The organism is Streptomyces cavernae, from assembly GCF_004023625.1.
Lineage (GTDB): Bacteria > Actinomycetota > Actinomycetes > Streptomycetales > Streptomycetaceae > Streptomyces > Streptomyces cavernae.
This window is the reverse complement of record NZ_RPDJ01000023.1, coordinates 187,601-213,223: the sequence shown is the minus strand read 5'-3', so window position 1 is coordinate 213,223 and position 25,623 is coordinate 187,601. Positions and strand designations below refer to the sequence as shown.

Sequence of the window (25,623 nt, the reverse complement as noted above, 5' to 3'; positions counted from 1 at the left end):
CACGGCAATCGGTCCAATTGGACGGGAAGTTGGTTGCTTCACAGAAATGGGGTGGGTGCTCGTGATCTCCAAGGAAGCGCTGTTGACCTTGCTGAGTCTCGTCCTGCACGAGATACAGCAATCGACCAACCAGCTCTGGGTGTTGCTCTGCCTGGGCACGATCGCTTACTTGTGCCTGGAGACCAAGAAAGAACCCGCACACCAGGGCACTTGGCTGACGGTGGGAGCCGTGGCCTTCTTCCTGCTCATGGCGCAGGCCTGAGCAGGGATCGCACAACGCCGGCTCCACGCAACCGACTTCACTCGGCGAGGAGCTCCCAGCAGGCGTCGAACCAGGCCTGCAGACTGTCCACTATGACCGCCTCCTGAGAGGTGGGGTCGTCGCTCTTAACGGAGTGGGTGAGCGTCGAGCCGACGCCGATGACGTCGACGGCGGTGACGGTCTCGCCGTCCTCCAGTTCCATCTGCTGCTCGACTGGTGTGTACGGGCCTTGCAATGCCTCCCGGCCATTGAGCAAGTAGATCTTGGAGTAGGGAACGAGCGGTACGTGGCGGATTTCCACGTGTGCCGTCAGATCAGCCATATCCCGGTCGAGTCGCTTCAGAACGCCTTGCATTGACTCCGTGTGATGCCTCTTGATCCGCCTGAGCCTCTTCTGTGGCCTGGGGTCGGCGGGCTGCCGTTTGTTGTACGGGTACGGCAGCTGCGCACCGTCCGACGGGAGCAGCATGCGGATCAGGATGCTCTGCGGCTTGATCACACCCGCACGTATGCGTTCGTCCTGAATACGCACGTGCGCGTCAAGGGACTCCGATGTCAGCGTGAAGACGTCGATGGCGACCTCGGGCTCCTCGAAGGCGGCCCCGATCAAGGAGCCCAGCCTGACGGGCTCCGCGCTGACCGCAGCGCGTGCGCTCGACTGGACCGTCCGGGTCTTCAGCACCTTCGAGCCGCTGCCCTGCCGCGACTCGATCCAGCCCTCGTGGACGAGCTGCCTGAGAGCTTTCTGCACGGTGTCCCGCGAAACCTTCAAATCCTGGGCCAGTTCTCGCTGCGGAGGCAGCGGGCTCCCCACGGGGTACATCCCCTCCGTCATGCGCGTGTGAAGGGTGCGCAGTACCTCATGGACCTTCTGGCCGCCGTCCTTGGCAGACTCCTCGCTCCCCACTCTCGTAAGGTACCGCGCGGGCTTTGCCCAAGGACTGGCCTGCCACGCTCCGAAAGCGCTCAGCCCACCCCCCTGAGTACCCCCAACACCACATCCAACGACCGCACCACACACCCCACCCCGGCCTCCCGAAGCAGCCCCTCCTTGCGTTCGTTGCGGGCGTAGCCGAGGAACGGGACGCCGGCCTCCTTTGCGGCTGTGTGGTCCGTGGGGGCGTCGCCGATCATCAGGGCCGTGTGGGGGGCGGCGCCCAGGGCGTTGAGGGCGCGGTTCAGGCAGTGGGGGTCGGGTTTGAGGAGGTGGAGGTTCTCGGTACGGCCGTATATGTGGGGGGCGAAGCACGCGGACAGGGCGCGGCTGTCCAGGTACTTGCGCACCGCCTGTGGCGAGTTGTTCGTCGCGATCGCCAGCCGCGCACCCAGCGCCGCCCAGGTGCGGATGAGCGGGTCGACGTGGGCGGTGGGCCAGGCGGAGGGCACCGCCTTCAGTTCCTCCTGGGTGAGTCTTTCTTCCAGTTCGACCACGAGGTCGCTGCGCGGGTGACGTCTGTCCACCGCGTAGAGGACCTCCATGGGATCGGGGTGGACCCGTTCCTCGGCCGTCAACAGGCCTTGCAGGCCCTGCCCTTCGAGCCATTCCACGAGTTCGCCCGCGACCCGCTCCGCCTTGTGGCCCGCGAAGAGCCGGCAGATGGGCCCGTCGAAGTCGAACAGGATGTGCCGGGCGCCCAGGACCAAGTCCCGCAGGTGCGTTGTCTCTTGTGTCACCAGTTCAGTCTGCGTCGTATCAGAGCTCACTAGGAGAGTGTCAGGTCCGTGGTGATGGTTTCCCAGAGGGCGTCGAACCACTTCTGGGATTCGTCGACGAACGCCGCGTCCCGCTGCCCCGCCCGCTTCTCGAAGGAGAAGAGCAGGGAGTCGAAGCCCACGGCGTCGTACGCGTCCACCGTCCCGGTCTCGATCGGCACCTCCCGCTTGGTGAGCATGTAGTAGGCGAGCAGCGCCTCCACCCCGTTGAGCAGGTACAACTTCACCGGCGGCGTGAACGGCAGGGCGCGGAACCGTACTCGGACGTCGATGCCGTGCGAGGAGCGCAGGGACTCGAGGTTGTGGCGCAGAACGTGGCCCTGGGCGTTGCGCTGCTCCAGCCAGCGCTTGTGGACCGGGTCGTTGTCGTCATCGGTGTGGTCCACCGAGATCGGGAACGCCAGATTGATGTCCCGCGAGGGAAGCAGGATGCGGACGTCGATCGCTTCGGGGCGCAGGGTGCCCTCGTGGATCAGGCGGACCGATTCGCCGAGTGCGAGCATCAGGGTCTCGGCGGTGAGACACGCGGCGTCTATGCGCACGTGGGACGCCTTGAAGGCCTCGGTCAGGCGCGGTGCGAGGCCCACCATCGTCGGCTGTGGCTCGTCCGGTGTCGCGGCCGCGGGCGCGATCCGCGGTGGACTGCCCTTGCTGACGTTGCTGAGCAGCCCGTCCTCCCGCAGGGCGCGCAACGCCTGGCGGACGGCGCCGCGTTCCACGCCGAACTCCTCCGCCAACTCGGCCTGGGTGGGCAGGCGGTCGCCCGCCTTGAGGTCACCGGCTCGGATCCGGTCCCTCAGGGCGTCGGCGATCTCCTGGGGCGAAAGCCTTCTGGTGCCGTTCATGGCGACGTTCTCCTGAGTCACGACCAAACGCTACAACTTCGATCCATCTATGTGGAGTTGTTTGGAAGTTGTTTATGAGCGGCTACCAACTGGGGACAACCTACTTAGAGTTGGTCACCAACTTGGCCAAGATGGTGGAAGTACTGCCACTCCTGTCGGGACCTAGCCCCAACTCCCGGCTCGAACGCTCCACATTCCATGCAGTCCACTGCATACAGCGCAGCCCCGCCCCTGCCACCGAGCGTCCCGCGCGCCTCCCAGCCGGTCCCGCGCTCCTCCAGCCCGAAGGAGGAACCACCCATGCCCGCCATAGCACTCCTGTCCAGCGTGTTCGTCGTCGGCTTCGAGCAGCTCGTCAAGTGGAACTACGGTCCCGCCGGCATCGTCGGGCTCCTGCTGCTCACCATCGGTCTCAAGGCGAAGAACCCGACCTGCAGCTCGATCGGCGCCGTCATGCTCGCCCTGCTGGTCGCCGGCCCTGCTCTGTGACCTGCGCGGACAGCCGACGAGTCCACGGGACCAAGCGCGGGAACGAAGTCGTTCACCGCACGGCCGGGAGGCCGTCAGCTCGTGAGCAGCAGCTCCGAGCTGATGGTCTCCCACAGTGCGTTGAACCACAGATGGGACTGCTCCACGAACGTCGTGTCCCGGTGGCCGGTCCCCTGAGCGAAGGGGAAGAGCACCGACTGCGTGCCCCGGGCGTCGTACAACTCCAGCGGCTTGTGGTCGATCTCCCCCTGGATCCTGCTCAGGGTGTAGTACGCGAAGAGCGCCTCCACCCCGTTGAGCAGGTACAACTTCACCGGCGGCGTGAACGGCAGTGCGCGGAAGGAGACGTTCACCTCGATACCGTGCGAGCTGCGCAGGGCGAGCAGGTTGTGGCTTAACACCTGACCCTGGGCGTTGCGTTGGGCCAGCCAGTAACGCCGTACGGGATCCTCGGCCGCGGCGTCGAGCGGGGCCGGGAAGGCGAGGTCGATGTCGCGCGACGGCAGCAGTACGCGGACGTCGACCTTGGCCGGTTTTATACGTCCGGCGTGTATCAGCCGGAGTGGTTCGCCCATGGCGAGTGTGAGGGAGACCGAGGTCAGGCAGAGCGCGTCGATCTCCACATGAGGGGCCTCGAATGCGGCCGCTATCCGCGCGGCGAGGGCCACCGTGGTGGGCTGCGGCGCGGCTTCCGGGCCGGTCAGGGCCCTGGTGACGTTCTGGGCGACAGTCGCCGGACTCCCTTTGGACACGTTGGAGAGCAGCTTCTCCGACTGCAGGATGCGCAGCGCCTGACGCACCGCTCCACGCTCCACGCCGAACTCGTCGGCCAACTTGGCCTGCGTGGGCATGCGCTGTCCCGGCCGCAGCTGGCCGGACCTGATCCGGCTGCGCAGCTCGTCGGCGACCTCTCGGTGTGACCTCCGTGGCCGCTGTGACCTCTTCCGCCCATTGACGGGGGCATGTTCCGGGTCCACGACCAAACCCTACAACTTCTCGCCATCTTTTGGGAGTTACAGAGAAGGTGGTTATGAGTCGGCCAATCGCGGAGATAACTCACCTTGAGTTGGTCACCAACTTGCTCAACATGGTCCAACTTACCAAGCGGTTGGTCACCATCAGCCGCACTCCGGGGGCCCGCTCCCCCCGAACCGAAGGAGGGACCGTCATGCCGCTCATCGCCCTCGCCATCGCCGCCCTCATCATCGGACTCGAGCAGCTCATCCAGGTGAAGTTCGGTGCCATGGGCATCATGGCCTTCGTCGCGCTGTCCATCGGCATCAAGGCCAAGAACAACATGATGAGCGGTATCGGGGCCGTGATCCTCGTGATGCTGCTCGCCCAGTCCGGCTAGGCCGGACTCCCCCGCAGTCCGGCCGAACCGGACTGCCCGCAGAGCTGGTGGCCGGCCGATCTCCCATCCCACGCCCGGCCGGCCACCACATTTCTGCCCCAAGTCCGGCTGACCGGGCTCCCTTCCGGGAGGGGAGCCGGGAGCTCGGTCAGTCCGCCCACCCCGGTCCGACGTCCGATACCCGGGTCAGTGCGACGGTTCGCTCAGAACCCGGGCGACGGTTCGCCCAGAACCGTCCGGGCAGAACGCGAAGGTTCGCTCAGAACCCGTCCGGGCAGAACGGGCGTCGCGCCGTCCGCAGCAGCCTCTCCGCCACCGCCACGGCACCGGGCCGTTCCTCCCGCACCCGGCCCAGCGCGGCCAGCCGCACCGCCGACGCGTCCCCCAGCCACAGCGCCGACAACTCACCCACGTCCAGCGTGAGTTCCGCGTCCTCACGGGTCGGTGCGCAGGACGCCCCGTCCGGTCCGGCCTCCAGCCGGTAGCGGCCCGCGGACAGTCCCAAGCGGTCGATGACCTCCAGGACGAGGGTGCCGTCCGTGTCGTACGTACGAGCCTGCAGCGCCTCCACGACGTCCAGGATCCGCACCCACAACCAGTCCGCGACCGTGGTGATCCGGGCGGCGCGCGGGTCGGGCAGCAGGTGCGGCAGCAGGTCGTCCGCCGGGCGCATGCCGGACTTGACCGTGACCACCCAGTCGACCGAGCAGAGGTAGTGCCACAGGGCACGCTCGGCGGCCGGGGTCACCGCCACCAGGTCCAGCACCGTCGCGGTGTTCAGGGGCTGCTTGGCGTCGCCCCAGTGGTCGTCGACCTTGTACCTGAGCAGGCCCGCGACCTCGCCGTCGGCTCCTCGGTACACGGCGTGGAAGGGCTCGGTCCAAGGCCTGCGGTCCAGTTGGACGACGCCGGTCTCGACCTGCCACCAGCGCTCGTCCCTGTTGATCGCGCCCGGCTGGAGGCGGCGGTAGCGCTCGTGGAGCTCGGGGCCGAGTTTGCGGACGTCCGCGCCGTCCACGAGGTCTATGCGGCCCTCGTCCGGTCCGGGCCGACGGGGGTCGAGACCGGTGCGCGGCACGTCGACGGTCCACTCGGCGGTGTGGGTGGCCGGGCCGAAGCCGAAGCGGCCGTAGATCGGGTACTCGGCGGCGATCAGGGTCGCGACGACGTCACCACGCTCCTTCGCGGCGGTGAGGTCCTTCGTCATCATGCGGGTGAGCAGGCCCCGGCGGCGATGGGTCGCGGTGACGGTGACGTTGGAGACGGCGTCGGCGGGGACGAACCCGCCGCCCACCGCCGTGAGTTGCTGTGAGAAGGAGCGGAAGGTCGCGACACAGCGCCCGCCCTCGTCGAACGCGCCGAGGGTCCGCTCGGGGATCATGTAGCTTCTGCGGTCGGCGATCTCCGTGTCCCGGACAGCCGGGGTGCGCAGGAAACCGGTGTTCAGGGCGCGGATCCAGTCGGGGATGTCGGCTTCGGTGACGGGGCGTACATCGATGTCGTCGCGACGGCTCATGACTGCACGCTAGGTGGCCGGGGCGGGGTGTGTCGCGAGCTTTTCGGGGCACGCGCCGACGCCGGGAGCACAGTCCCGGCGTGGTCACGTCCGCGCCGAGGTCACCAGCCCTCGGCTCGGCTCGCGCAGCGCCTCGCGGACTGTGACCCCACCCCGGGCGTCCGACCGGCCGTCCGGCATCCCGCGGGCCAACTACCGCCCTGGCGGCCCCGACAGCCCCGGCGAGCCCAGGCCGTCCCGTCAGGCCCAGCGTCTCACCGGTCCCGACTGCCGCCCCCGGCAAGCACCTCTCAGAACACCGCGCGGATCTCCCCCACTGCTTCGTCCCCACCCAGCAGCGGCACGTCGCCGATCCGGGACACCACGGGCGCGTCCACTCCTGCCAGCGTCAACGCTCGTGCCAGGACCGGCCGCAGAGCCCGCCCGCCGCCGTCGTCGATCTTGAAGGCCAAGGCGCGGCCGTCCGGGAAGGCCACGGCCTGGACCGCTTCCGCGCCCATCTTCGACAGGGCGCCCGGGAGTTCGCGCATCAGCCAGGTGTCGTGCCGGCGGGTGCCCGCGACGTACTCGGGGTGGGCGCGCATCGCGTCCGCGACGCGGCGTTCCGCGGTGCCGGGCGCTGCGAGGACGAAGGCGCGGTAGGCGCGGGCGAGACCGGTCACGGAGATCGCGAGCAGCGGGGCTCCGCAGCCGTCGGTGCCGGTCGCGGCCACCGGTTCTCCCGACGTTTCCTCCACCACCGCCCGGATCAGCTGCTGGAGGGGGTGCGAGGGGTCCAGGTACGACTCCAGCGGCCAGTCCCGCAGCGCGCTGGCGGCGAGCATCGCCGTGTGCTTGCCCGAGCAGTTCATGGCGACCCGGTCGCGTACCGCCCCCGCCGCGAGGTACGTCTCCGCCTCCACGGGGTCCAGCGGCAGGTCCTCCGGACACCGCAGCAGCGCCGCGGTCAGCCCGTGTTCCGTCAGCATCTTCTGCACGAGGTCACGGTGGAAGGCCTCTCCGGAGTGGCTCGCCGCCGCGATCGCCAGGCGCTCCCCGGTGAGTTGGAGACCGGCGCGCAGCACACCGGCGGCCTGCATCGGCTTGTTCGTGGAACGCGGGAAGACCGGTGAGGTCACGTCCCCCAGCGCCAGTTCCACGGCGCCGTCCGCTCCCAGCAGTACGAGACTGCCCCGATGGCGGCCCTCGACGAAGCCGGATCGTACGACCTCGGCGAGGACCGGGGGTATGGCGGGCGCGGGGCGGGAGGTGGTGTCGGCGGACATCGGCGGTTGCCTTCCGGTGCGGGGCCTCGGGTGAGCCGGGCGGGTCGGGTCGCGCCCACCCCTCGCAGGGCAGGATCGCATCCACCTGCACCGTCACACCCACCCGGCCCACCCGCTCCCGGGCTGCGCCCGCTCACGCGAGCAGGTCGTCCACCTGCGCCTCCCCCTCCCGGTACCTGCGCGCGATCTCGGCTCCGCAGTCGTCGGCGGTCCGCTGGAGCTGCCGTCGGCGGCTCGAGACCTGCTGTTCGTAGCGGACGAGGCGACCCATCGCCGCGCGCAGCTCCTGGTCGGTGCGCGCCGCGAGGTCCGAGAGCTCGACCTCCCCGAGCATCTCGGCCGCCAACCGCCGGTACTCCTCACCCCGCGGAGTCCCCACCGTCACATGGCGGGCCGAGGAACGACGCCTGGCGGGCTGGTCCTTGAGGATCTCCGACAGCCGCTCCACGACGGACGTGGACACATCGGTCCGGCCTGACGAGCCGACCGGGCCGGACGAGCCGGGCGTGCCGGCCGCGTCGGGCATGCCAGGCGAACCGATCGAGCCGGAGGAACTGGTCGGGACGGTCGCGCCGGTCCGGTTCCCCCGCCCGGACGGATCACGCCGTGCCAACTCCGCCCGCAGAATGTCGATCCGCCCCTGCAACAGCCGCCGCACATAGCTGAGATCGGCCTCGTTGCGCTGCGCGTCCCGCCGCATGGCCCGCAGTTCGGGCAGCACCAGCCGGGCCGGATCCTGCTGCGCGGGAGAACCACCCGGCGCGTCCGGGCTGTCCGTGCGCTGCAGTGGCGGGCGCGTCGTGTGCGCGTGCGGGCCCGTCCTGTTGATCGTGGACGCTGATACCGGCGGCTGCCCGGTACGTGGTGTGCTCATCTTGCCTACCGTCCCCTCGACCGGCGCGGTCCCCACGTGAGTGCGCCGCGGTATCCGGCATCGTGCCACCCCGACCCGTCGCCATGTGACCGAAGTGCCCCTTATCAACCCCGGATGGGGGGTATCGGTGCCCCCGAAATCATGAGGAGGCGGCACACGGCATGATGGGCCCATGCGTGCGGTGGTGCAGAGGGTGGACGGAGCGAGCGTCGTCGTGGACGGCGAGACGGTCGGCGAGATCGACGGTGAGGGCCTGTGTGTCCTCGTGGGAGTCACCCACGAGGACACCAAGGAGAAGGCCGCGCAGCTGGCCCGGAAGCTGTGGTCGATCCGGATGCTCGGCGACGAGAAGTCGTGCAGCGACATCGGTGCCCCGCTGCTCGTCATCAGTCAGTTCACGCTGTACGGGGACGCCCGTAAGGGCCGGCGGCCCACCTGGAACGCCGCCGCGCCCTCGGAGATCGCCGAACCCCTCGTGGACGAGGTCGTGGCACAGCTCCGGGCCCTGGGGGCGACGGTGGCCACGGGCCGCTTCGGCGCGCGGATGCGGGTTTCCCTGACCAACGACGGGCCGTTCACGGTACTGCTCGAGATGTAGGCGCGGGGCCGGGTGGGCGTCGGCCGCCCGGCCAAGCGCCCGGCCGGACAGGCGCCCGGGCGGACAGGCGCCCGGCCGGACAGGCGCCAGCCTGGTGGGACCGCAAAGGCGCCCGCCGGATGGCACACAGGCCCGGACGGGCACCGACCGGATGGGACACAGGCTCGGACGGGCACCGACCGAGTGGGACACAGGCTCGGACGGGCACCGACCGAGTGGGACACGGGCCCGGACGGGCACCGACCGAGTGGGACACAGGCCCGGACGGGCACCGACCGAGTGGGACACAGGCCCGGACGGGCACCGACCGAGTGGGACACAGGCCCGGACGGGCACCGACCGAGTGGGACACAGGCCCGGACAGGCGCCGACCGGATGGGACACAGGCCCGGACAGGCGCCGGGCCGCTACGGCTCGACCACGACCTCCTGTGCCGCGGCCGTCGTGTCCGCGAGCAGCCGGGCCTCCGTCGGCACGTTCCGCTTGACCAGAGCCAACGCGATCGGCCCCAGTTCGTGGTGGCGTACGGACGTCGTCACGAAGCCGATCTTGCGACCGTCGGGGCCGTCGTCCGCGAGGCGGATCTCCGTGCCGTGCGGCGGGAGGTGGACCTCGCTGCCGTCGAGGTGCAGGAAGACCAGCCGGCGCGGCGGCTTGCCGAGGTTCTGGACGCGGGCGACCGTCTCCTGCCCGCGGTAGCAGCCCTTCTGGAGGTGCACGGCGCTGCCGATCCAGCCCAGTTCGTGCGGGATCGTGCGGTGGTCGGTCTCGAAGCCGAGGCGCGGGCGGTGGGCCTCGACGCGCAGGGCCTCGTACGCCAGCAGCCCGGCGGCCGGTCCGGACTTCTCCGCGTACGACTCCAGGTCCGCGCGCGGGAGGAAGAGGTCCCGTCCGTAGGGGGTCTCGCGTACGGCGACGCCCTCGGGGACCTCGGCGATCGAGCCGGCGGGCAGGTGGACGACGGCGAACTCGTCCGTGCGGTCGGCGACTTCGACGCGGTAGAAGAACTTCATCGACTCCAGGTACGCGATCAGTGCGTCCTGTGTACCGGGCTCGACGTGGGCCCAGACCGTCTCACCGTCGTCCACGAGATACAGCGCGTGCTCGATGTGGCCGTTCGCGGAGAGGACCAGCGCCTCGGTGGCCTGGTGGGCGGGGAGGTCGCTGACGTGCTGGGTGAGCAGGAGGTGCAGCCAGCTGAGCCGGTCCGCCCCGGTGACGGTGACCACACCGCGATGCGACAGGTCCACGAAGCCGGTGCCGTCGGCGAGGGCGCGCTGTTCGCGGAAGAGGTCGCCGTAGTGAGCGGCTACGCCTTCGTCCACGCCCTCGGCGGGGACGGCGCCTGGCAGGGACAGCAGAGGGCTTTTCATATCCACATAGCCTACGACCGACTACTTGCCGTTCTTATTTCTCCGCGGCCGACCGGTGCACCGGCTGGTCGTCGACGGCCGCGCCGACCGACTTCGCCTTCGCCTTCGCCGCGCAGTCCCGGCACCGGCCGAAGATCGCGAAGTGCTTCATGTCGGTGTCGAAGCCGAAGGTGTCATGCAGCTTGGCGGTGAACTCGGCGGCCACGTCGATGTCCGCCTCGATGACGTTGGTGCAGTCACGGCAGACGAGGTGGATGTGGTGGTGGCGGTCGGCCAGGTGGTAGGTGGGGGCGCCGTGCCCGAGGTGGGCGTGGCTGACCAGCCCGAGCTCCTCCAGGAGCTCCAGGGTGCGGTAGACGGTGGAGATGTTGATCCCCGACGCTGTCTTCCGCACCTCTCCCAGAATGTCGTCGGGGGTCGCGTGCTCCAGGGTGTCCACGGCTTCGAGCACGAGTTGCCGCTGCGGGGTCAGCCGGTAGCCGCGCTGCCGCAGATCGCTCTTCCAGTCGGTGCTCACCACACCAGAGAGTCTAGGCCGACTCACCCAGGACCACCGGCCTACTTGAAGAAGGCGATCCCGTCGTCGGGCAGGTCGTCCGGGAGGGCCTTGGCCCAGCGTTCGACGTCTTCGGGGGTGACGGCCTTCTTCAGCTGAGCCGACATGTAGGGGCGCAGCGGGATCTCGGGGGTCTGCTTCTCGCCGACCCACATCAGGTCGCCCTTGACGTAGCCGTAGAGGCGCTTGCCGCCGCTGTACGGGCCCGAGGCGGCCGTCCGGGCGACCGCGTCCGTCGCGAGGTCGATCTGCGGCTTCTGGTTGGCCAGTTCGCCATACCAGACCTCGACCACGCCGTCGTCGCGCACCATCACGATCTCGACCTTGCGGTCCTTGTCGATGCGCCAGAAGCCGGTCTCGCTCTCCAGCGGCCGGACCTTGTTGCCCTCGGTGTCCAGCACCCACGTGTGGGAGCGGTACTCCAGGAAGTCCCGGCCGTCATGGGTGAAGGTGACCTCCTGGCCGAAGTTGCACTTCTCGGCTCCGGGGAAGTCGTGGACGCCGGCGCCGGCCCAGCTGCCGAGCAGGAACGCCAGCGGGACGAGGTCCTTGTGCAGGTCGGACGGGATTTCGATCATGAATGGCTCAGAAGTCTCGCACGTCGGTGATGGGGGTCCTGGGGTGAGGGTCAGCGCTGGCCCTGGTACAGCTTCTTCACGGCCAGTCCGGCGAAGGCGAGCACGCCGACGCAGACCAGGACCAGCAGAGCTTCGAAGAAGATCTCAAGCACAGGGTGCTCCTCGGATGAGCGTGGTAGTACGGGGCCGGACCCCGCGCGTCGGGCCCAGCTTAGTCGGCCGCGGCCCGGGCCCTCGCGGCAGGGACCACCGTCGGGCCGTCGTCGGCCCGGCGGCCGGCTCCGGCATCAGCCCAGCAGCCGACTCCGGTGTCAGCCCAGCAGCCGGCTCTGGAGTACCACTGTCTGCTGGAACGGGATCGCGGCGGCGCCGTCCTTGCGGGACTGCACGATCAGGGCGAGCGTGTCCCCGGCGGTGAGGTACGCCTCGCGCACCTGTTCGGCACCGTAGGGCTCGGGCTCCGCGTACACGTGGTGCCGTACGCCCGCCACCTCCGCCTCCACCGGGAAGCTCTCGTCGGCGTGCACCTCGGAGGCCCCGCGCAGGGCGTACCGCGGGGCGTCGTAGCCCGTGAACACCTGTTGCTCGTCGATGGCGTCGACAACGGCCGCCGTGGCGAACTGGAGCAGGTACACCCGGGTGTGCGTGCCGTCCTGGGCGGTCCAGCCGCGGGCGGCGATGCGCCGGAGCCCGTGGTCGGTGAACAGCCGGTCGAGGGCCTCGCGGTCCTCCCGCGAGGCGTACTGGGCGATGAACTTCCTCGTGGCCAGCCATCCGCCGGCGCCGGGTAGGGTCCTGTCGGGCTCGGCGCCGTCCGGCGGGGGCAGCAGCAGGGCGCGCAGGTCGGCGTGGTGGGCACCGGCCTTGTTCGCGGGGTCGAGCGGCCCGGGGCTGCCCTCCGGCAGCGGGGGCCTGGTCAGCTCCGGGTAGACCCAGCGCCCGTCGGAGGCGGTGGCGAGCCCCGGGAGGTCGGCGCGATCCACACTCGCCAGTCCGTACGCCACACAGGCACCGACGACAGCGAAGACCCCGACCACGGCCCCCCACCGCAGGGATGCGCGCAGCCGCCGCCGATCCCGACCCGGCTGCTGGGCGGGAATGCCCGGCGCGAACGGCGGTGGGGCGGCCTGCGGCGCCGGATGCGGTGCGGGCGGTGGCGGGACGACCGGCGGGGACGGCTCGGGATGCGGTGCGGACGGTGGCGGGACGACCCGCGGTGCGGGATGCGGCGGGGCGGACGATACGGACGGCGCGAACGGCGGTGGGGCGGACAGCGGCGGGGCGGCCGACGCGGACGGCAGTGGGGTGGACGGCGCGGGATGCGGTGCGGACGGGGGTGGGGTGGACGGCGTGGGATGCGGTGCGGACGGGGGTGGGGTGGACGGCAGCGGCGGGGCGTCGGGCCGTGTGGCTGTGTCCGGCTGGCCGCTCGTGTCGCGGCGGCCGCTCACGTCGAGTCGGCCGCTCACGTCGAGTCGGTCGCTCATACCGCCTGCCCCGGCTCCCCGATGCGGTCCAGTTGCTCCCGCAGGAAGCGGGCCACGCCGTCGCTGTCCAGCGGTTTGATGCCGTACACCGTGGCGCCGAGGAGGATGTCGCCCTCGTACGCGGAGCAGATCATCATGTCGAGCTTCTCGTCCTCCTCGTCGGGCGGCAGGAAGCACCTGGCGTTGCCGTGGCCCTCGATCCGGGGGCCCTCGCGGAAGACGTCGAGGCTCCGGAGGAAGGAGACCTGGGCGGTGGCCGCCTCGCGCACCGAGTCCCGGCTCTCCATCCGGGTCAGCTCGACACCGATGGCGAAGGACTTGTCCGCATACAGCGTCGAGTCGCCGGCGGCGGCCGTGCTGAGGTAGCTGCGCATCGCCACGCCCTCGATGTGCTGCTCGTCGATCCGCTTCTCCAGCTCCCGGCGTGGGATACGGGGCAGTCCGCGCAGTGCCTCCTTGCGCACGGCGGCGGCCCTGCGTCCGCTGAGCTCCGTGTCGGAGCCGAACTCGTTCAGGTCCGGACCGCGGGTGTAGCCGTCGGTCCCGTACGGCAGCAGCAAGTCGCTCAGACCCTGGGCCGTGGTGCCCTTCGCGTCCTTCGCGTCCTTCGCGTCCTTGGAGTCCTTGGAGTCCTTCGAGTCCTGTGAGTCGTTCTTGGTGTCCGCCTGCTGCGGGAAGCGCCAGACGGGGGCTCCCGGATCCCGGTCGGCGCCGCTGACGGCCACGACGGTGTATCCGGCCCCACCGAGCACGGCCGTGATCAGCAGGGCACAGCCGACGAGGAGGCCCGTCCGACGACGACGTGCGTCGATCGCCCCGGCCTCCGGCGCTCCGGCCTCCGGGGCAGCGGCCTCGGGTGCCCCGGCCGCGGCCTCACCCGCGTCCGTGTCCTTCTCCGCGCTGCTCACAAACGCCCCATCTGCCGCTCGGCCAAGCCCATGATCTTCTTCATGGGGACCGGCTCGCTGTCGTACGCCCAGATCTCCATCGCGATGTCCCCGCGCCACGCGAACGCCTCCGCGGTGTACAGCGGGACGGCGCCCGATTCCCGGGCGGGCTCGCTGTGGACGTAGACCCGGCCGTCGCCGGTGCCCGGGACCGGCCGGCTGGTGGTGCCCGGGTCCACCTCGGACCAGTACTTGGCGTTCTCCACGGCCTCCTTGGCCGCGAGGCGCTCCTCCTGCCGGTACTGCACCAGCCGGATCTCCACGTTGTACTTGCCTTCGCGCCAGTCGGCGACGGCCGCACGGCGGAACCCGTCCGCGATGAGGCCGCTGAAGGCCTGGGCGGGCTTTTTGAAGAGCCCGGCGTACTCCGGGAGCGACAGCCAGCCGTCGGCGCCCGCGTTGAACAGTGGATCCTGGGCTCCGCTCGGCCGGGGCACGAGCAGCTTGCGCAGGTCACCTTCGGTCTTGACCTCGCGGTCCTGCGCGGCGGGCAACCGCTCGGGGCCGGCGCCCTTCGCCTGCGTCAGGTACGGCTGCGAGAGCGGGGGCAGGGGGGTGGGTGCGCGTTGGACCTGCACCAGGTATCCGGCGCAGGTGCCGACGAGCACGCCGAGGGCGGCGGCGGCGCCGATGAGCGGGGCGAGCCGAGTGCGCGACCCGGACCGCGCGCCGGGGCTGTCGTCATCCGCGGGGAGTCCCGCCCCGTGGGAGACCGCGGCCCCCACAGCCACCTCAACCCCTTCGGCCACCGCTCCCTCAGGAACAACCTCCGGGTCCGGCACCAAGGGCACCACCACCTCCGGAACCGCAACCTCCGGAACGACCACCTCCGGAACCACCACCTCGGGAGCGGGCACCTCCGGAACCGCAACCTCCGGAGCGGGCACCTCCGGATCCGGCACCCGCGGCACGGTCCCCTCCGGGCCCACCGCGTGCCCGGACGTCTCCGGCACGTTCACCACTCCCCCGAACACCTCGCATCGACTCGGCCCGGATCTCGTCGCTGGGATTACGTATCCGGACGCGTCGAAGACTCATGATCCACACCTCCGGTCGTCCCCGCGCACGGGGGATGACTACGATTCCGGCATGGCGAAGAAGCTCGTGATCAAGGTGACGGCGGGGGCCGACGCCCCCGAACGCTGCTCGCAGGCGTTCACGGTGGCCGCGGTGGCCGTGGCCAGCGGTGTCGACGTGTCGCTCTGGCTGACCGGTGAGTCCGCCTGGTTCGCCCTCCCGGGCCGGGCAGCGGAGTTCGAGTTGCCCCACGCGGCCCCGCTGCCCGAGCTGATCGACTCCATTCTGGCCGGGGGCCGGCTCACCCTGTGCACCCAGTGCGCCGCCCGCCGCGACATCTCGGAGAAGGACGTCATCGAGGGTGTGCGCATCGCGGGTGCGCAGGTGTTCGTGCAGGAGGCACTGGGGGACGAGACGCAGGCGCTCGTCTACTAGGGCCTGTCTGGGGCTGTGATCTGGATCAGGGAGCGGGGTGTGGTGCGTGCGATCGCAAGGCGCCGGGACGCCCTCGGTGGGGGTGCCCCCGCTCGAGCGAAGTCGAGAGTGGGGGAGGAGCTACTAGGGCGTTTCGGCAACGCGGCATGGGGGTCCCCCTGTTCGAGCGAAGCCGATGTGGGGAGTGCGTGCCACGCCCCGCGAGCCCAGAGCACAGCCCCAGACAGGCCCTAGTGGCCTGAGTGCTCAGCCGTTTTCCGTGCGCACCCACAGGCAGAACGGGTGCCCCGCCGGGTCCAGCATGACCCGTACGTCGTCCTGCGGCTGGTAGTCCGCCAGTTCGGCCCCTTCGGCGAGGGCACGCTCAGTCTCGGCGGTCAGGTCGTCCACCTCGATGTCGAGGTGGAGCATCATGCGCTGGTCGCCGGGTCCGGCGGGCCACTCGGGCCGGACGTACGACCGCTCCGTCTGGAAGGAGAGCGCGGTGCCGTCTCCGCCCGGAGACTGGATCACCACCCAGTCCGGTTCGTCGTCGCGCACCTCGTAACCGAGCAGCCGCAGATAGAACCCGGCCAGCTCGTGCGCGTCGGGGGCGTCGAGGACCACGGAGGACAATCTCGCTCGCGACATGGGCGCCTTACTACTGCCGTCTCTTCTTCCCGTCCAGTTCGTCCCACCATTCGTCGGACACCGGGTCCCCGGAGGGGTCGTCCCACCACCGGTCGTCGGGGCCGCGGCGGTTGGCCACCATGGCGGCCAGCGGTGGGATCACCATCGCCACCACGCACATCGCCACGGCGGCGGGGATCGACCAGAGCCGGACGACTCCCCAGGCCAGCACGAACAGGCCGATGCACGTGCCCATCATGGCGAAGTAGACGTGGCGCCTTCGCGCGTACATGGCTCCAGCGTATGCCGCGAACGGTTCCTGGGCGCCGCCCCCGCGACCCCGAAAGCACGTCGGCGCCGGCAGCCGAAATCGGGTCGGCCCCCAGGCAAGAGCGGGTCGGCCGCCCGGATACCGAAAGCCTGAGGGCCGCACCCCGTCCGGTGAGCGTCCACCATCGGGGTGCGGCCCTTCGGCCGTTCTTCCTACGAAGCTTCCTGCGAACTACGAAGCTTCCCGCGAGCTACGAAGCGTTCCTGCGAATCCTGCGAGCAGCCGTCAGACGGCGATCGCGACCTCCGCGAGGCCGCCCGTCTGGGCGACGACCGTACGGTCCGCCGTCGCGCCCGGCACCAGCGCCCGGACCGTCCAGGTGCCCTCGGCCGCGTAGAAGCGGAACTGTCCGGTCGCCGAGGTCGGGACCTCGGCGGTGAACTCGCCGGTCGAGTCCAGGAGACGGACGTAGCCGACCACCGGCTCGCCGTTGCGGGTCACCTGACCCTGGATCGTGGTCTCACCGGGCTTGATCGTCGAGGCGTCGGGGCCGCCGGCCTTCGCTCCACACATGTTTGATTACCGTCCTTCAGGCCGTCTTGGGGGTTACTTGTTGGCGCCGAGCTCGATCGGAACGCCGACCAGCGAGCCGTACTCGGTCCAGGAGCCGTCGTAGTTCTTGACGTTCTGGACGCCGAGCAGCTCGTGCAGCACGAACCAGGTCAGCGCGGAGCGCTCACCGATACGGCAGTAGGCGATGGTGTCCTTGGACAGGTCCACGTTCTCCTCGGCGTAGAGCTCCTTGAGCTCGTCGTCCGACTTGAAGGTGCCGTCGTCGTTGGCGTTCTTCGACCACGGGATGTTGCGGGCGGTCGGAACGTGGCCCGGACGCTGCGACTGCTCCTGCGGCAGGTGCGCCGGTGCGAGCAGCTTGCCCGAGAACTCGTCGGGGGAACGGACGTCGACCAGGTTCTGCGCGCCGATCGCGGCGACCACGTCGTCGCGGAAGGCGCGGATCGAGGTGTCCTGCGGCTTGGCCTTGTAGTCGGTCGTGGGGCGCTCGGGCACCTCCTCGACCAGCTCGCGGGCGTCCAGTTCCCACTTCTTGCGGCCACCGTCGAGGAGCTTGACGTTCTCGTGGCCGTAGAGCTTGAAGTACCAGTACGCGTACGAGGCGAACCAGTTGTTGTTGCCGCCGTAGAGGATCACCAGCGTGTCGTTCGCGATGCCCTTCGACGACAGGAGCTTCTCGAAGCCCTCCTGGTCGATGAAGTCACGGCGGACCGGGTCCTGGAGGTCCTTGGTCCAGTCGATCCGGATGGCGTTCCTGATGTGGTTCTTCTCGTAAGCGGACGTGTCCTCGTCCACCTCGACGACGGCGATGCTCGGGTCGTCCAGGTGTTCCTGGACCCAGTCGGCGTCGACCAGGACGTCGCTGCGGCTCATGCTTCTTCTCCTCCGGGGCAGTTGCGGCGGGGCGATGCGTATGAGAGAGGGTGCTCGATCCGGCCCGCTGCGGGCGGCACGGCACACGGGGGCCCTGACAAGGAGGGCACCGGGGAACGCGGAAGGCGTCGGCTTCTCGGAAGGCGCGGCTTCCGCTCAGAAGCCGCGACAGAGCATGGCGGCGACGCGGCACAGGTCGACTGCCCGCCGCTTCGTGAAATCCGCCTGCTGCTTCATGCCGTCGATCGTAGGGACCGGTGACCGGACATGTCACCGGCGTGTCAAATGACGAGACGGGATCGTCCGGCATTTGGGAACGATCAACCGCGGAGCCGCTCCCGCCCGGGCCTCCCGGACCCTTTACCCGGAGGACATCTGATGTACGGACGCGACCGTCTCGCCCATCGGACATAGGTCCGGACCCACGAGGGGCAGGGACCGCAGTCGGGAGTCCTACCCGACCAGCTTGACGTACGAACCCTTCACCGAGATATCAACGCCGTTCTTCGCGGCCTCGACCTTGTCCAGCTTGATCCCGCCGGGCAGGCCGTCGATCTTCTGCTCGAAGTCGGTGATCCGGCGGACCCTGTCCTCGGCGAGCTGGATGCCCAGGCTGGGCAGCGAGTCGGCGCGCACCTTGACCGTGTCGCCCTCGACGGCCACCGAACTGAGCACCGACAGCGGCACGTTGTTGCCGAGCACATCGGCCTCGACCGACACCTTGATCTTCCCGTTGCCGCCGTCGGACAGACCGGTCACCTTCGCGGTGACACCGGTCGTCACGTCCACCGGCTCGCCCTTCGCGGCCTTGAGCAGCTCGGCGTAGGCGATCGTGGCCGTGCCCGTGGCGGAGTTCGCGGTGGCGGAGCTGTAGCCGCCGGAGAAGACGACGCCATGCATCTCGGCGTTGAGGTCGTCGATACGGATCTTCTTGACCCCGGTCGACGCAGCGCTCGTACCGGCGGTGGAGGCCTCGTAGTCCTTGATGCCGACCTTCACCTCGTCCAGCTCACCGCTCGCGACCTGAGTGAGGAACGGGAAACCGTTGATCGACACCGACGGCGTGCTGCTGAGGCCCTCGCTGATGCGCAGCCGGTCCGCCGCCTCGTCCTCCGCGAAACCGACGGCGACCCGGTCGGCGATCACGAAGAGCCCGCCCAGGATCACGGCGAGGATCAGAAGTATTCGCAGTGCGCGCATGCTCGGTGTTTCCCCCACCTCTCTTCGGCGCCCTTGGTGCCGTCTCGGCCCTCAGTGCTGTCTCGTCCCGCGGTGCCGTGTAGGCCCTTGGTTCCGAGTCGGCCCTTGGTGCCGTGTCAGCACTCAGTGGCCATCTCACTCTCATCGGCCGGCTCAGCCCTCGTGGTCGTCTCGGGCTTCAGTGGCCGTCTCGCGAGCCTAACCCGACCCGGCGCCCGTTCGGCGGGCACCGGCCGCTCAGACGAAGGCGCGGCCCAGTACGTAGACGACCGGCGCCGCCGCCGTCAGCGGCAGGGCGACGCCCGCCGTCATGTGGACGAACCGGGACGGGTAGTCGTAGCTCGCCACGCGGTGACCGATCAGGGCGCACACGGCGGCGGCCGCACCCAGTACCGCGCCGCTGGTACCGAGGTCCGTGAACCCGCCGATGAGCAGCCCCGCCCCGGCCGCGGCCAGCACGGAGGCGGCCACCGAGGCGATGGTGGGCAGCGGGAAGACACGGACCAGGATCGCAACCGCGACCGCCGCCGCACCGACCGTGACCGCGTCCGGTTCGGCGCCGAGGTGGCCCGCCGCGACGATCGTCAGCGCCGCCGAGGCCACCGTCGCCATCAGCCCGTACATGCGTTCGTCCGGTTCGGCGTGGCTGCGCAGTTGCAGGACGAGGACGAGCAGCACCCACACGCCGAGGGTGCCGAGGATCGCGGCGGGCGCGTGCTCCCGGCCGGCGGCGAGCAGCACGGCGTCGGCGGTGAGGCCGCCCGCGAAGGCGAGCGCGATGCCCTGCCGGGCAGGCCACATGCCGTTCAGCCGGAACCATCCGGCGGCGGTCACGGCCTGGAGCAGGACGAGCGGCACGAGCAGCGCGAACTCGCCGACGACGGCGGTCCCGGACAGCAGTATCCCGAGCAGCGCGGTGAGCGCGGCGGGCTGCCCGCCCGGCTCGATGATCGGCGAACGCCCCTCCAGCCGGGCCCGCTGGGCGTCGGTGATACGGGCGTTGCCGGAGAGGGTCGGGGGCCCGTAGGCGGGGGCCTGCGCGGCGCCCTCGGCGGGTGCGGCACCCGCGGGAGCCGCACCCGTAGGAGCGGTACCTGTGGGAGCACCCGTCGCCCCGGCCGGGATCCCCGTGGGAGCGGCACCGGCCGCCGCCCCGGCGCTGTGCGAGGCGGACGCCGCGTGCGGGGCGGCTGCCTGACCGGGAGCGTGTGGCGCCACACCCGCACCGGCCGTGGCCGGCCGGCCGTACGTGGAGGCCTGCCCGTACTCCGGGGCCTGCCCGTGCCCCGGAGCCTGGCCGTACGCCGGAGCCTGGCCGTGCCCCGGAGCCTGGCCGTACGCCGGAGCCTGGCCGTAAGCGGCAGCCTGGCCGTAAGCGGCAGCCTGTCCGTACCCCGCGTCTTGGCCGTACCCCGCCCCCTGCCCGTACCCCGCGCCCTGTCCGTACGCCGAGGCCTGCGCGGCCACCGCGGAGGGATCGGACCCCGCTCCCGGGGAGTGGGGCGCATCCGGCGCACCGCCTGGGTGGGGCGGGCCCTGGTTCCACTGAGCCTGCCCCGGGCTCTGCCCCGGAGTTTGCCCCGGGGTCTGGGTGGGGTGCACCTGGGTGTCCCAGGTCTGCCCCTGCCACTGCTGCGTGTGCTGCTGGTCGTCCTCCTGGGGCGGCTGATCGCCCCAGGCGGGCTGCTGGTGCCCCTCGTAGGGCTCGTACGGCTGGTACGGCTGGTTGCTCATGGGGTTGTCCGTCATCCTCCTGCGAACGGCGGGAGCACCTCGACCGTGCCGCCCTCGGCCAGCCGTACCGTCTCGTGCCCGCGCGTGCCCACGGGATCGCCGTCGACGAGGAACGAGCAGCGCAGCAGCACCCGGACCAGTTCACCGGGGTGCCGGTCACGGACCGCGTCGAGCGCCTCGGCCAGCGTCTCCGCGTCGTACGGCTCCTCGGCCGCACCCGCGGCGGCCTTGGCGGCCGCCCAGTAGCGCACCGTGCCCTTTGCCATCTGCTTCCTCAATCGAACGATCAACGGTGACGGTCAATCAACACCGTCAGGCTAGCCCGCTGCGGAGACCGCCCACGCCCCGATCCTCGCCAGCAGCTCGTCGTCGGCCGCGTTCTCGGCGTGGCCCATGCCCGCTTCCAGCCACAGTCCGGCGTGCCCGCCGGAGGCGGCGGCCAGCATCAACGGATGGTCGACGGGGAAGTAGCCGTCGCGGTCGCCGTGCACGATCAGCAGCGGGGTCGGCGCGATCAGCGGGACTGCCTCGACCGGGGAGAGCGGGATCGGGTCCCACCAGCGACCGTGGATCCGGGTGCGCAGATACCAGCGGCCCACCATCCGGCCCGTCCGGCGGGTGATCACCCAGTGCACCTTCCGCATGGGGGCGGTGCCCCGGTAGAACCATCGGGCGGGCGCGCTGACCGAGACCACGGCGTCGGCGTGCGCCGGCTCCGCCCCGGTTCCCCCGTCCTGCGCGGACCCACCGGAGGCGTCCAGGGCATGCAGCGCCCCGTGCCGCAGCACGACGGAACCGCCCATGGAGAAGCCCACCGTCACCACGCGCGCGTGTCCGAGGCGGCGTGCCCACCGCACGGCCGCCGCCAGGTCGAGCACCTCACGGTCACCGACCGTGGAGTGGCCGCCGGAGCGGCCGTGGCCGCGGAAGGAGAAGGTGATCACGCCCCCGTAACGCGAGAGGACGCTCGCGACGCGGCGCACGTGGGGGCGGTCGAGATGTCCCGTGAAGCCGTGCGCGACCACGATCGCGCAGTCCGAAACGGGATCGGAAGCGGGCGTGTACGCGGCCTCGATCGACACTCCGTCGGCCGTGCGCAAAACGGTGCGCACCGCTGTACGCGGTTGCACTTCGGCCGCCCTGTCCCGGGACGATCGCATCACATCACCTGCCGCACCTGGGCTCTTGTGGGTTATTCTGCTGGGCAGAGGACTCGGGCAGCGTGGCCCCCGGGTCCTTTTGCGCTTTCTGAAGCGTTGTATACGAACCCCGTATACGACTCTCGTAAGGGCTCCCTTCAGGGCCAGTGCGGGGAAAACGGAGCGGATCCCAGGGACAGGGAGCCGCGCCGCAGCAACGAGCAGTGCCGCAAGCAGTGCCGCAAACGTCCTCGCAGGGACCGAGGAGGAACCAGACGTTATGGGCGAGCGAACCATGCACGAACGGACGACGACGACCCGGGCGGGTGAGGCGCGATGAGCTCTCTTCTGCTCCTGACCAACGCCCTCCAGCCGTCGACGGAGGTACTTCCGGCTCTCGGCCTGCTCCTGCACAGCGTGCGAGTGGCTCCGGCGGAAGGCCCCGCCCTCGTCGACACCCCGGGTGCCGACGTCATCCTGATCGACGGGCGCCGCGACCTTCCGCAGGTGCGCAGCCTGTGCCAGCTGCTGCGCTCCACCGGCCCCGGCTGCCCGCTGATCCTCGTGGTGACGGAGGGCGGCCTCGCGGCCGTCACCGCCGACTGGGGCATCGACGACGTGCTGCTGGACACGGCCGGCCCCGCCGAGGTCGAGGCACGGCTGCGGCTGGCGATGGGCCGCCAGCAGATCGTCAACGACGACTCGCCCATGGAGATCCGCAACGGCGACCTGTCGGTGGACGAGGCGACGTACAGCGCCAAGCTCAAGGGCCGGGTCCTGGACCTGACCTTCAAGGAGTTCGAGCTGCTGAAGTACCTCGCCCAGCACCCGGGCCGGGTCTTCACTCGCGCCCAGCTGCTGCAGGAGGTGTGGGGCTACGACTACTTCGGCGGTACGCGCACCGTCGACGTGCACGTCCGGCGACTGCGCGCCAAGCTCGGCCCGGAGCACGAATCCCTGATCGGGACCGTCCGCAACGTCGGTTATCGATTCGTTACACCGGAGAAGGGCCAGGCCGCCGGCGAGGACGCCAAGCTGAAGTCCGGTGGCGTCCCGACCGGGACAAACGCGGAGAATCCGGACGGAGCGACCGAATCGGCCGACGTCGAGGTCACGGCCGAGGCATAGCCGAGGTCACGGCCGGGGCACGGACGAGGTCACAGCCGGGGCATAGAAGGGCGTAAGCCCTGCCCAGGGCCGGTCCATCCGCGTAGACTCCGCGCGTGGCCAAGGTGACGCGGGACGATGTGGCGAGGCTGGCGGGTACTTCCACCGCCGTCGTCAGCTATGTCATCAACAACGGACCGAGGCCGGTCGCCCCGGCCACGCGGGAGCGTGTGCTCGCCGCGATCAAGGAACTGGGGTACCGGCCCGACCGGGTCGCGCAGGCGATGGCGTCCCGGCGGACCGACCTCATAGGCATGATCGTGCCGGACGCGCGCCAGCCGTTCTTCGGCGAGATGGTGCACGCGGTCGAACAGGCCGCGGCCGAGCGCGGGAAGATGGTCCTCGTCGGCAACACCGACTACGTCGCCGAACGCGAGGTCCACTATCTGCGTGCCTTCCTCGGCATGCGGGTCTCCGGTCTGATCCTGGTCAGCCACGCGCTCAACGACAACGCCGCCGCGGAGATCGAGGCCTGGGACGCCCGGGTGGTGCTGCTGCACGAGCGCCCCGAGGTCATCGACGACGTCGCCGTCGTCACGGACGACGTGGGCGGCGCCCAGCTCGCCACCCGCCATCTGCTGGAGCACGGCCACCCCTATGTCGCCTGCCTCGGCGGTGTCGCGGAGACGCCGGTCGTCGGCGACCCGGTCTCCGACCACGTCGAGGGCTGGCGGCGCGCGATGGGGGAAGCCGGGATCTCCACCGAGGGCCGCCTGTTCGAGGCGCTCTACAACCGCTACGACGCCTACGAGGCGGCCCTGCGCCTGCTTTCCGGGCCGGACCGCCCGCCGGCGATCTTCTGCTCCACCGACGACCAGGCGATCGGTGTGCTGCGGGCCGCCCGCGAACTGCGCATCGACGTACCCGGAGAACTGGCCGTGGCCGGCTTCGACGACGTCAAGGAAGCCGCCCTCACCGACCCGCCGCTGACGACGGTCGCCTCCGACCGCCCGGCGATGGCCCGGGCGGCCGTGGACCTGGTCCTCGACGACGGCATCCGCGCCGGGGGCGCGCGCCGCGAACGCGTCAAGCTGTTCCCGTCGCGGCTGGTGGTGCGGCGATCTTGTGGGTGCGGGGGCTGACCCCCGCACACCGCGTACGCCTTCATGCCATCCGTACGGCTCAGCCGACCGCCGGCGTCCAGTCGCCCAGCCAGTCCGCGACCTCCTGGTTCGCCGCCTGGGCGTCCTTGAGCTGAGGGCGGTCGGAGCTTGCCGCGCCCGACCCCGGCCCGGAGTTCCTGTACTCGGCGAACCGGTCGTCCCTCCACGAGAAGCCGCCCATGTCCGACCACGGTGTGGACTTGATCGCGGCGCTCAGCGTGCTGTTGCGGACGGTGGTCTGCAGGTCGACGGTCGTATCTCCGCCCGGGTGCCGGTTGCGGCCGAGAAAGAAGGACGTTCTGCTCGGTCGCCGTGTGGGGGCTACGAATCGCTGGTCAGTCGCAGCAGGCGGCGGAAAGGTGGCTGCTGCTCCGGCTGACGGCTCGACGGTTCCGGGAGGTGGCTGTCGCACCCGACCGGGCCGGGCACAGGATGTCGGGTCCGGTGGGGTGGGTCCTTCGTAACGTGAGTGATCGAAAGGGAAGGGGGCCGGGGTGCTGGAGCGGCTGAACCAGGCCATGGAACACATCGAAGCCAACCTCGATCAGGGCATCGAGGTGGCCGACCTGGCACGGATCGCGATGACGTCGGAGTACCACTTCCGACGGCTGTTCTCCGCGTTGGCGGGCATTCCGCTGTCGGAGTACGTCCGGCGCAGGCGGCTCACCGTCGCGGGTGCCGAGGTCCTCGCGGGGGAGCGCACGCTGCTGGAGATCGCCGTGCGGTACGGCTACTCCTCCGGGGAGGCGTTCGCGCGGGCGTTCCGCGCGATGCACGGCGTCGGTCCCGGCGAGGTCAGGCGGCTTGGTTCGAGTCTGCAGTCCCAGCCACGTATGTCCTTCCGCCTCATCGTCGAAGGGAGCACCAGCATGCGGTACCGGGTCGTGGAGAAGGAGGAGTTCCGGGTGGTCGGCAGGAAGGCGCGCGTCCCCCTCGTGCACGAGGGGGTGAACCCGGCCATCGCCGCGTTCATCCGGAGCATCGGCCAGGAGACGCTGCAACACCTGCAAAGCCTGTCCGACCAGGAGCCGGAGGGGGTCGTCTCGGTGAGCGACAACCTCGACGAAAGCCGAGCCGAGGGGACCGAACTCGACTATTACCACGGAGTGGTGACCCGCGCCGCCGTGCCCGAGGGCATGGACGAGCTCACCGTCCCGGCTGGGACGTGGGCCGTCTTCGAGAGCTCGGGGCCGTTCCCGCAAACGCTCCAGTACCTGTGGCGGGACGTGTTCACACAGTGGTTCCCGTCCAACCCGTACCGGAGCCGGCCGGGTCCCGAGATCCTGCGGACCCGGCTGTCCGAGGACGCGGCACAGGCGGACGCGGAACTGTGGATCCCGGTGGAACGGACACCGGTCGGGGAGAGCTGAGCGGGAGGCTGAGTGGGGGCTGAGTGGGGGCTGGCGGCAGGGCCGAGCAGGAGCTGAGCGGGAGGCTGAGTGGGGGCTGAGTGGGGGCTGGCGGCAGGGCCGAGCAGGAGCTGAGCGGGAGGCTGAGTGGGGGCTGGCGGCAGGGCTGATCGGGAGGGCCGACCGGGGGCCGAGCCCGAGGGCTGAGCCGGGGGCTGGCGGCAGGGCTGCCCGGGAGGGCCGACCGGGGGCCGAGCCCGAGGGCTGAGCCGGGGGCTGGCGGCAGGGCTGATCGG

Annotated in this window: 29 protein-coding genes and 1 pseudogene; 8 read left to right on the top strand and 22 right to left on the bottom strand. The window is 70.4% G+C overall.

Annotation, left to right across the window (positions count from 1 at the left end; genetic code table 11):
* Nucleotides 1-82: 82 nt before the first annotated feature.
* On the top strand, nucleotides 83-262 hold the full coding sequence (locus tag EF387_RS30610) for a hypothetical protein (protein ID WP_128379871.1): 180 nt from the start codon (nucleotides 83-85) through the stop codon (nucleotides 260-262).
* Nucleotides 263-299: 37 nt separating this feature from the next.
* On the opposite strand, the gene EF387_RS30605 is transcribed toward EF387_RS30610, so the two are convergent.
* Genes EF387_RS30605 through EF387_RS30595 form a run of 3 tightly spaced genes read right to left on the bottom strand, consistent with a single transcriptional unit; the run spans nucleotide 300 to nucleotide 2,820 of the window.
* A complete protein-coding gene (locus EF387_RS30605; RefSeq protein ID WP_238431793.1) occupies nucleotides 300-1,169 on the bottom strand; it encodes a winged helix-turn-helix domain-containing protein in 870 nt (289 codons plus the stop codon).
* Between the two features lie 59 nt (nucleotides 1,170-1,228).
* Nucleotides 1,229-2,017 (bottom strand): HAD family hydrolase, encoded by a 789-nt coding sequence (locus EF387_RS30600; RefSeq protein WP_128379870.1) that lies wholly within the window; start codon nucleotides 2,015-2,017, stop codon nucleotides 1,229-1,231.
* Nucleotides 1,966-2,820, bottom strand: coding sequence for a winged helix-turn-helix domain-containing protein (locus EF387_RS30595; RefSeq protein WP_202918416.1), 855 nt, complete (start codon nucleotides 2,818-2,820; stop codon nucleotides 1,966-1,968). Before EF387_RS30595 ends, EF387_RS30600 begins: the two co-directional genes overlap by 52 nt.
* Nucleotides 2,821-3,120: 300 nt before the next feature.
* Between EF387_RS30595 and EF387_RS30590 the strand changes: the two genes are divergently transcribed.
* On the top strand, nucleotides 3,121-3,309 hold the full coding sequence (locus EF387_RS30590) for a hypothetical protein (RefSeq protein WP_128379868.1): 189 nt from the start codon (nucleotides 3,121-3,123) through the stop codon (nucleotides 3,307-3,309).
* A 74-nt stretch (nucleotides 3,310-3,383) separates the two neighbouring features.
* On the opposite strand, the gene EF387_RS30585 is transcribed toward EF387_RS30590, so the two are convergent.
* Nucleotides 3,384-4,292 carry a winged helix-turn-helix domain-containing protein gene (locus tag EF387_RS30585; protein ID WP_128379867.1) on the bottom strand — a complete coding sequence of 303 codons (909 nt, stop codon included), beginning with the start codon at nucleotides 4,290-4,292 and terminating at the stop codon, nucleotides 3,384-3,386.
* A 185-nt stretch (nucleotides 4,293-4,477) separates the two neighbouring features.
* Between EF387_RS30585 and EF387_RS30580 the strand changes: the two genes are divergently transcribed.
* Complete coding sequence (locus tag EF387_RS30580; RefSeq protein ID WP_128379866.1) at nucleotides 4,478-4,663, top strand: hypothetical protein; 186 nt, start codon at nucleotides 4,478-4,480, stop codon at nucleotides 4,661-4,663.
* Between the two features lie 259 nt (nucleotides 4,664-4,922).
* Here the strand turns inward: EF387_RS30580 and EF387_RS30575 are convergent, their stop codons facing one another.
* The 3 genes from EF387_RS30575 to EF387_RS30565 form a co-directional block, all read right to left on the bottom strand.
* A complete protein-coding gene (locus EF387_RS30575; RefSeq protein ID WP_128379865.1) occupies nucleotides 4,923-6,179 on the bottom strand; it encodes a GNAT family N-acetyltransferase in 1,257 nt (418 codons plus the stop codon).
* A 290-nt stretch (nucleotides 6,180-6,469) separates the two neighbouring features.
* The gene (locus EF387_RS30570) at nucleotides 6,470-7,444 is read right to left on the bottom strand and encodes an asparaginase (protein WP_128379864.1); all 975 of its coding nucleotides are present in this window, start codon (nucleotides 7,442-7,444) and stop codon (nucleotides 6,470-6,472) included.
* 133 nt (nucleotides 7,445-7,577) lie between these two features.
* On the bottom strand, nucleotides 7,578-8,318 hold the full coding sequence (locus EF387_RS30565) for an RsiG family protein (protein WP_128379863.1): 741 nt from the start codon (nucleotides 8,316-8,318) through the stop codon (nucleotides 7,578-7,580).
* A 172-nt stretch (nucleotides 8,319-8,490) separates the two neighbouring features.
* On the opposite strand from EF387_RS30565, the gene dtd reads away from it, so the two are divergent.
* Nucleotides 8,491-8,916, top strand: a complete 426-nt coding sequence (gene dtd, locus EF387_RS30560) for a D-aminoacyl-tRNA deacylase (protein ID WP_128379862.1) — start codon at nucleotides 8,491-8,493, stop codon at nucleotides 8,914-8,916.
* Between the two features lie 407 nt (nucleotides 8,917-9,323).
* Here dtd and ygfZ read toward each other — a convergent pair whose 3' ends face one another.
* From ygfZ to EF387_RS30525, 6 genes are all read right to left on the bottom strand, one after another.
* Nucleotides 9,324-10,289, bottom strand: a complete 966-nt coding sequence (gene ygfZ, locus EF387_RS30555) for a CAF17-like 4Fe-4S cluster assembly/insertion protein YgfZ (RefSeq protein WP_128379861.1) — start codon at nucleotides 10,287-10,289, stop codon at nucleotides 9,324-9,326.
* 34 nt (nucleotides 10,290-10,323) lie between these two features.
* Nucleotides 10,324-10,809, bottom strand: coding sequence for a Fur family transcriptional regulator (locus EF387_RS30550; protein WP_128379860.1), 486 nt, complete (start codon nucleotides 10,807-10,809; stop codon nucleotides 10,324-10,326).
* A gap of 38 nt (nucleotides 10,810-10,847) precedes the next feature.
* Entirely contained in the window at nucleotides 10,848-11,423 is a 576-nt protein-coding gene (locus tag EF387_RS30545; protein WP_128379859.1) for a heme-binding beta-barrel domain-containing protein, read from the bottom strand.
* Between the two features lie 311 nt (nucleotides 11,424-11,734).
* Nucleotides 11,735-12,910 carry a hypothetical protein gene (locus EF387_RS30535; RefSeq protein WP_202918412.1) on the bottom strand — a complete coding sequence of 392 codons (1,176 nt, stop codon included), beginning with the start codon at nucleotides 12,908-12,910 and terminating at the stop codon, nucleotides 11,735-11,737.
* Complete coding sequence (locus EF387_RS30530) at nucleotides 12,907-13,818, bottom strand: hypothetical protein (protein ID WP_238431792.1); 912 nt, start codon at nucleotides 13,816-13,818, stop codon at nucleotides 12,907-12,909. Before EF387_RS30530 ends, EF387_RS30535 begins: the two co-directional genes overlap by 4 nt.
* Complete coding sequence (locus tag EF387_RS30525) at nucleotides 13,815-14,810, bottom strand: hypothetical protein (RefSeq protein WP_238431791.1); 996 nt, start codon at nucleotides 14,808-14,810, stop codon at nucleotides 13,815-13,817. The genes EF387_RS30530 and EF387_RS30525 overlap by 4 nt, the downstream gene beginning before the upstream one ends.
* 136 nt (nucleotides 14,811-14,946) lie before the next feature.
* Here EF387_RS30525 and EF387_RS30520 point away from each other — a divergent pair, with 136 nt between their 5' ends.
* Nucleotides 14,947-15,309, top strand: coding sequence for a DsrE family protein (locus EF387_RS30520; RefSeq protein ID WP_128379857.1), 363 nt, complete (start codon nucleotides 14,947-14,949; stop codon nucleotides 15,307-15,309).
* A 246-nt stretch (nucleotides 15,310-15,555) separates the two neighbouring features.
* Here the strand turns inward: EF387_RS30520 and EF387_RS30515 are convergent, their stop codons facing one another.
* The 8 genes from EF387_RS30515 to EF387_RS30475 form a co-directional block, all read right to left on the bottom strand.
* The gene (locus EF387_RS30515) at nucleotides 15,556-15,939 is read right to left on the bottom strand and encodes a VOC family protein (RefSeq protein ID WP_128379856.1); all 384 of its coding nucleotides are present in this window, start codon (nucleotides 15,937-15,939) and stop codon (nucleotides 15,556-15,558) included.
* 10 nt (nucleotides 15,940-15,949) lie between these two features.
* Nucleotides 15,950-16,210, bottom strand: coding sequence for a DUF3099 domain-containing protein (locus EF387_RS30510; protein ID WP_128379855.1), 261 nt, complete (start codon nucleotides 16,208-16,210; stop codon nucleotides 15,950-15,952).
* A gap of 264 nt (nucleotides 16,211-16,474) precedes the next feature.
* Entirely contained in the window at nucleotides 16,475-16,762 is a 288-nt protein-coding gene (locus tag EF387_RS30505; protein ID WP_128379854.1) for a DUF1416 domain-containing protein, read from the bottom strand.
* Between the two features lie 33 nt (nucleotides 16,763-16,795).
* Entirely contained in the window at nucleotides 16,796-17,635 is an 840-nt protein-coding gene (locus tag EF387_RS30500; protein ID WP_128379853.1) for a sulfurtransferase, read from the bottom strand.
* Nucleotides 17,636-18,088: 453 nt separating this feature from the next.
* Nucleotides 18,089-18,835, bottom strand: coding sequence for an LmeA family phospholipid-binding protein (locus EF387_RS30490; protein ID WP_128379852.1), 747 nt, complete (start codon nucleotides 18,833-18,835; stop codon nucleotides 18,089-18,091).
* A gap of 237 nt (nucleotides 18,836-19,072) precedes the next feature.
* Nucleotides 19,073-20,569 (bottom strand): hypothetical protein, encoded by a 1,497-nt coding sequence (locus tag EF387_RS30485; RefSeq protein ID WP_128379851.1) that lies wholly within the window; start codon nucleotides 20,567-20,569, stop codon nucleotides 19,073-19,075.
* Between the two features lie 11 nt (nucleotides 20,570-20,580).
* Nucleotides 20,581-20,835, bottom strand: a complete 255-nt coding sequence (locus tag EF387_RS30480) for a MoaD/ThiS family protein (protein ID WP_128379850.1) — start codon at nucleotides 20,833-20,835, stop codon at nucleotides 20,581-20,583.
* A gap of 51 nt (nucleotides 20,836-20,886) precedes the next feature.
* Nucleotides 20,887-21,729: an alpha/beta hydrolase gene (locus tag EF387_RS30475; protein ID WP_128379849.1), complete on the bottom strand. Its 843-nt coding sequence runs from the start codon at nucleotides 21,727-21,729 to the stop codon at nucleotides 20,887-20,889.
* A gap of 315 nt (nucleotides 21,730-22,044) precedes the next feature.
* Here EF387_RS30475 and EF387_RS30470 point away from each other — a divergent pair, with 315 nt between their 5' ends.
* The gene (locus tag EF387_RS30470) at nucleotides 22,045-22,836 is read left to right on the top strand and encodes a response regulator transcription factor (RefSeq protein WP_128379848.1); all 792 of its coding nucleotides are present in this window, start codon (nucleotides 22,045-22,047) and stop codon (nucleotides 22,834-22,836) included.
* 95 nt (nucleotides 22,837-22,931) lie between these two features.
* Nucleotides 22,932-23,957, top strand: a complete 1,026-nt coding sequence (locus tag EF387_RS30465; RefSeq protein ID WP_128379847.1) for a LacI family DNA-binding transcriptional regulator — start codon at nucleotides 22,932-22,934, stop codon at nucleotides 23,955-23,957.
* Between the two features lie 40 nt (nucleotides 23,958-23,997).
* Here the strand turns inward: EF387_RS30465 and EF387_RS30460 are convergent.
* Nucleotides 23,998-24,282 (bottom strand): annotated as a pseudogene (locus EF387_RS30460) (pectinesterase family protein); the annotation flags it as partial.
* A gap of 190 nt (nucleotides 24,283-24,472) precedes the next feature.
* Here EF387_RS30460 and EF387_RS30455 point away from each other — a divergent pair.
* Nucleotides 24,473-25,348 (top strand): AraC family transcriptional regulator, encoded by an 876-nt coding sequence (locus EF387_RS30455; protein WP_128379846.1) that lies wholly within the window; start codon nucleotides 24,473-24,475, stop codon nucleotides 25,346-25,348.
* The last annotated feature ends 275 nt before the right edge of the window (nucleotides 25,349-25,623 follow it).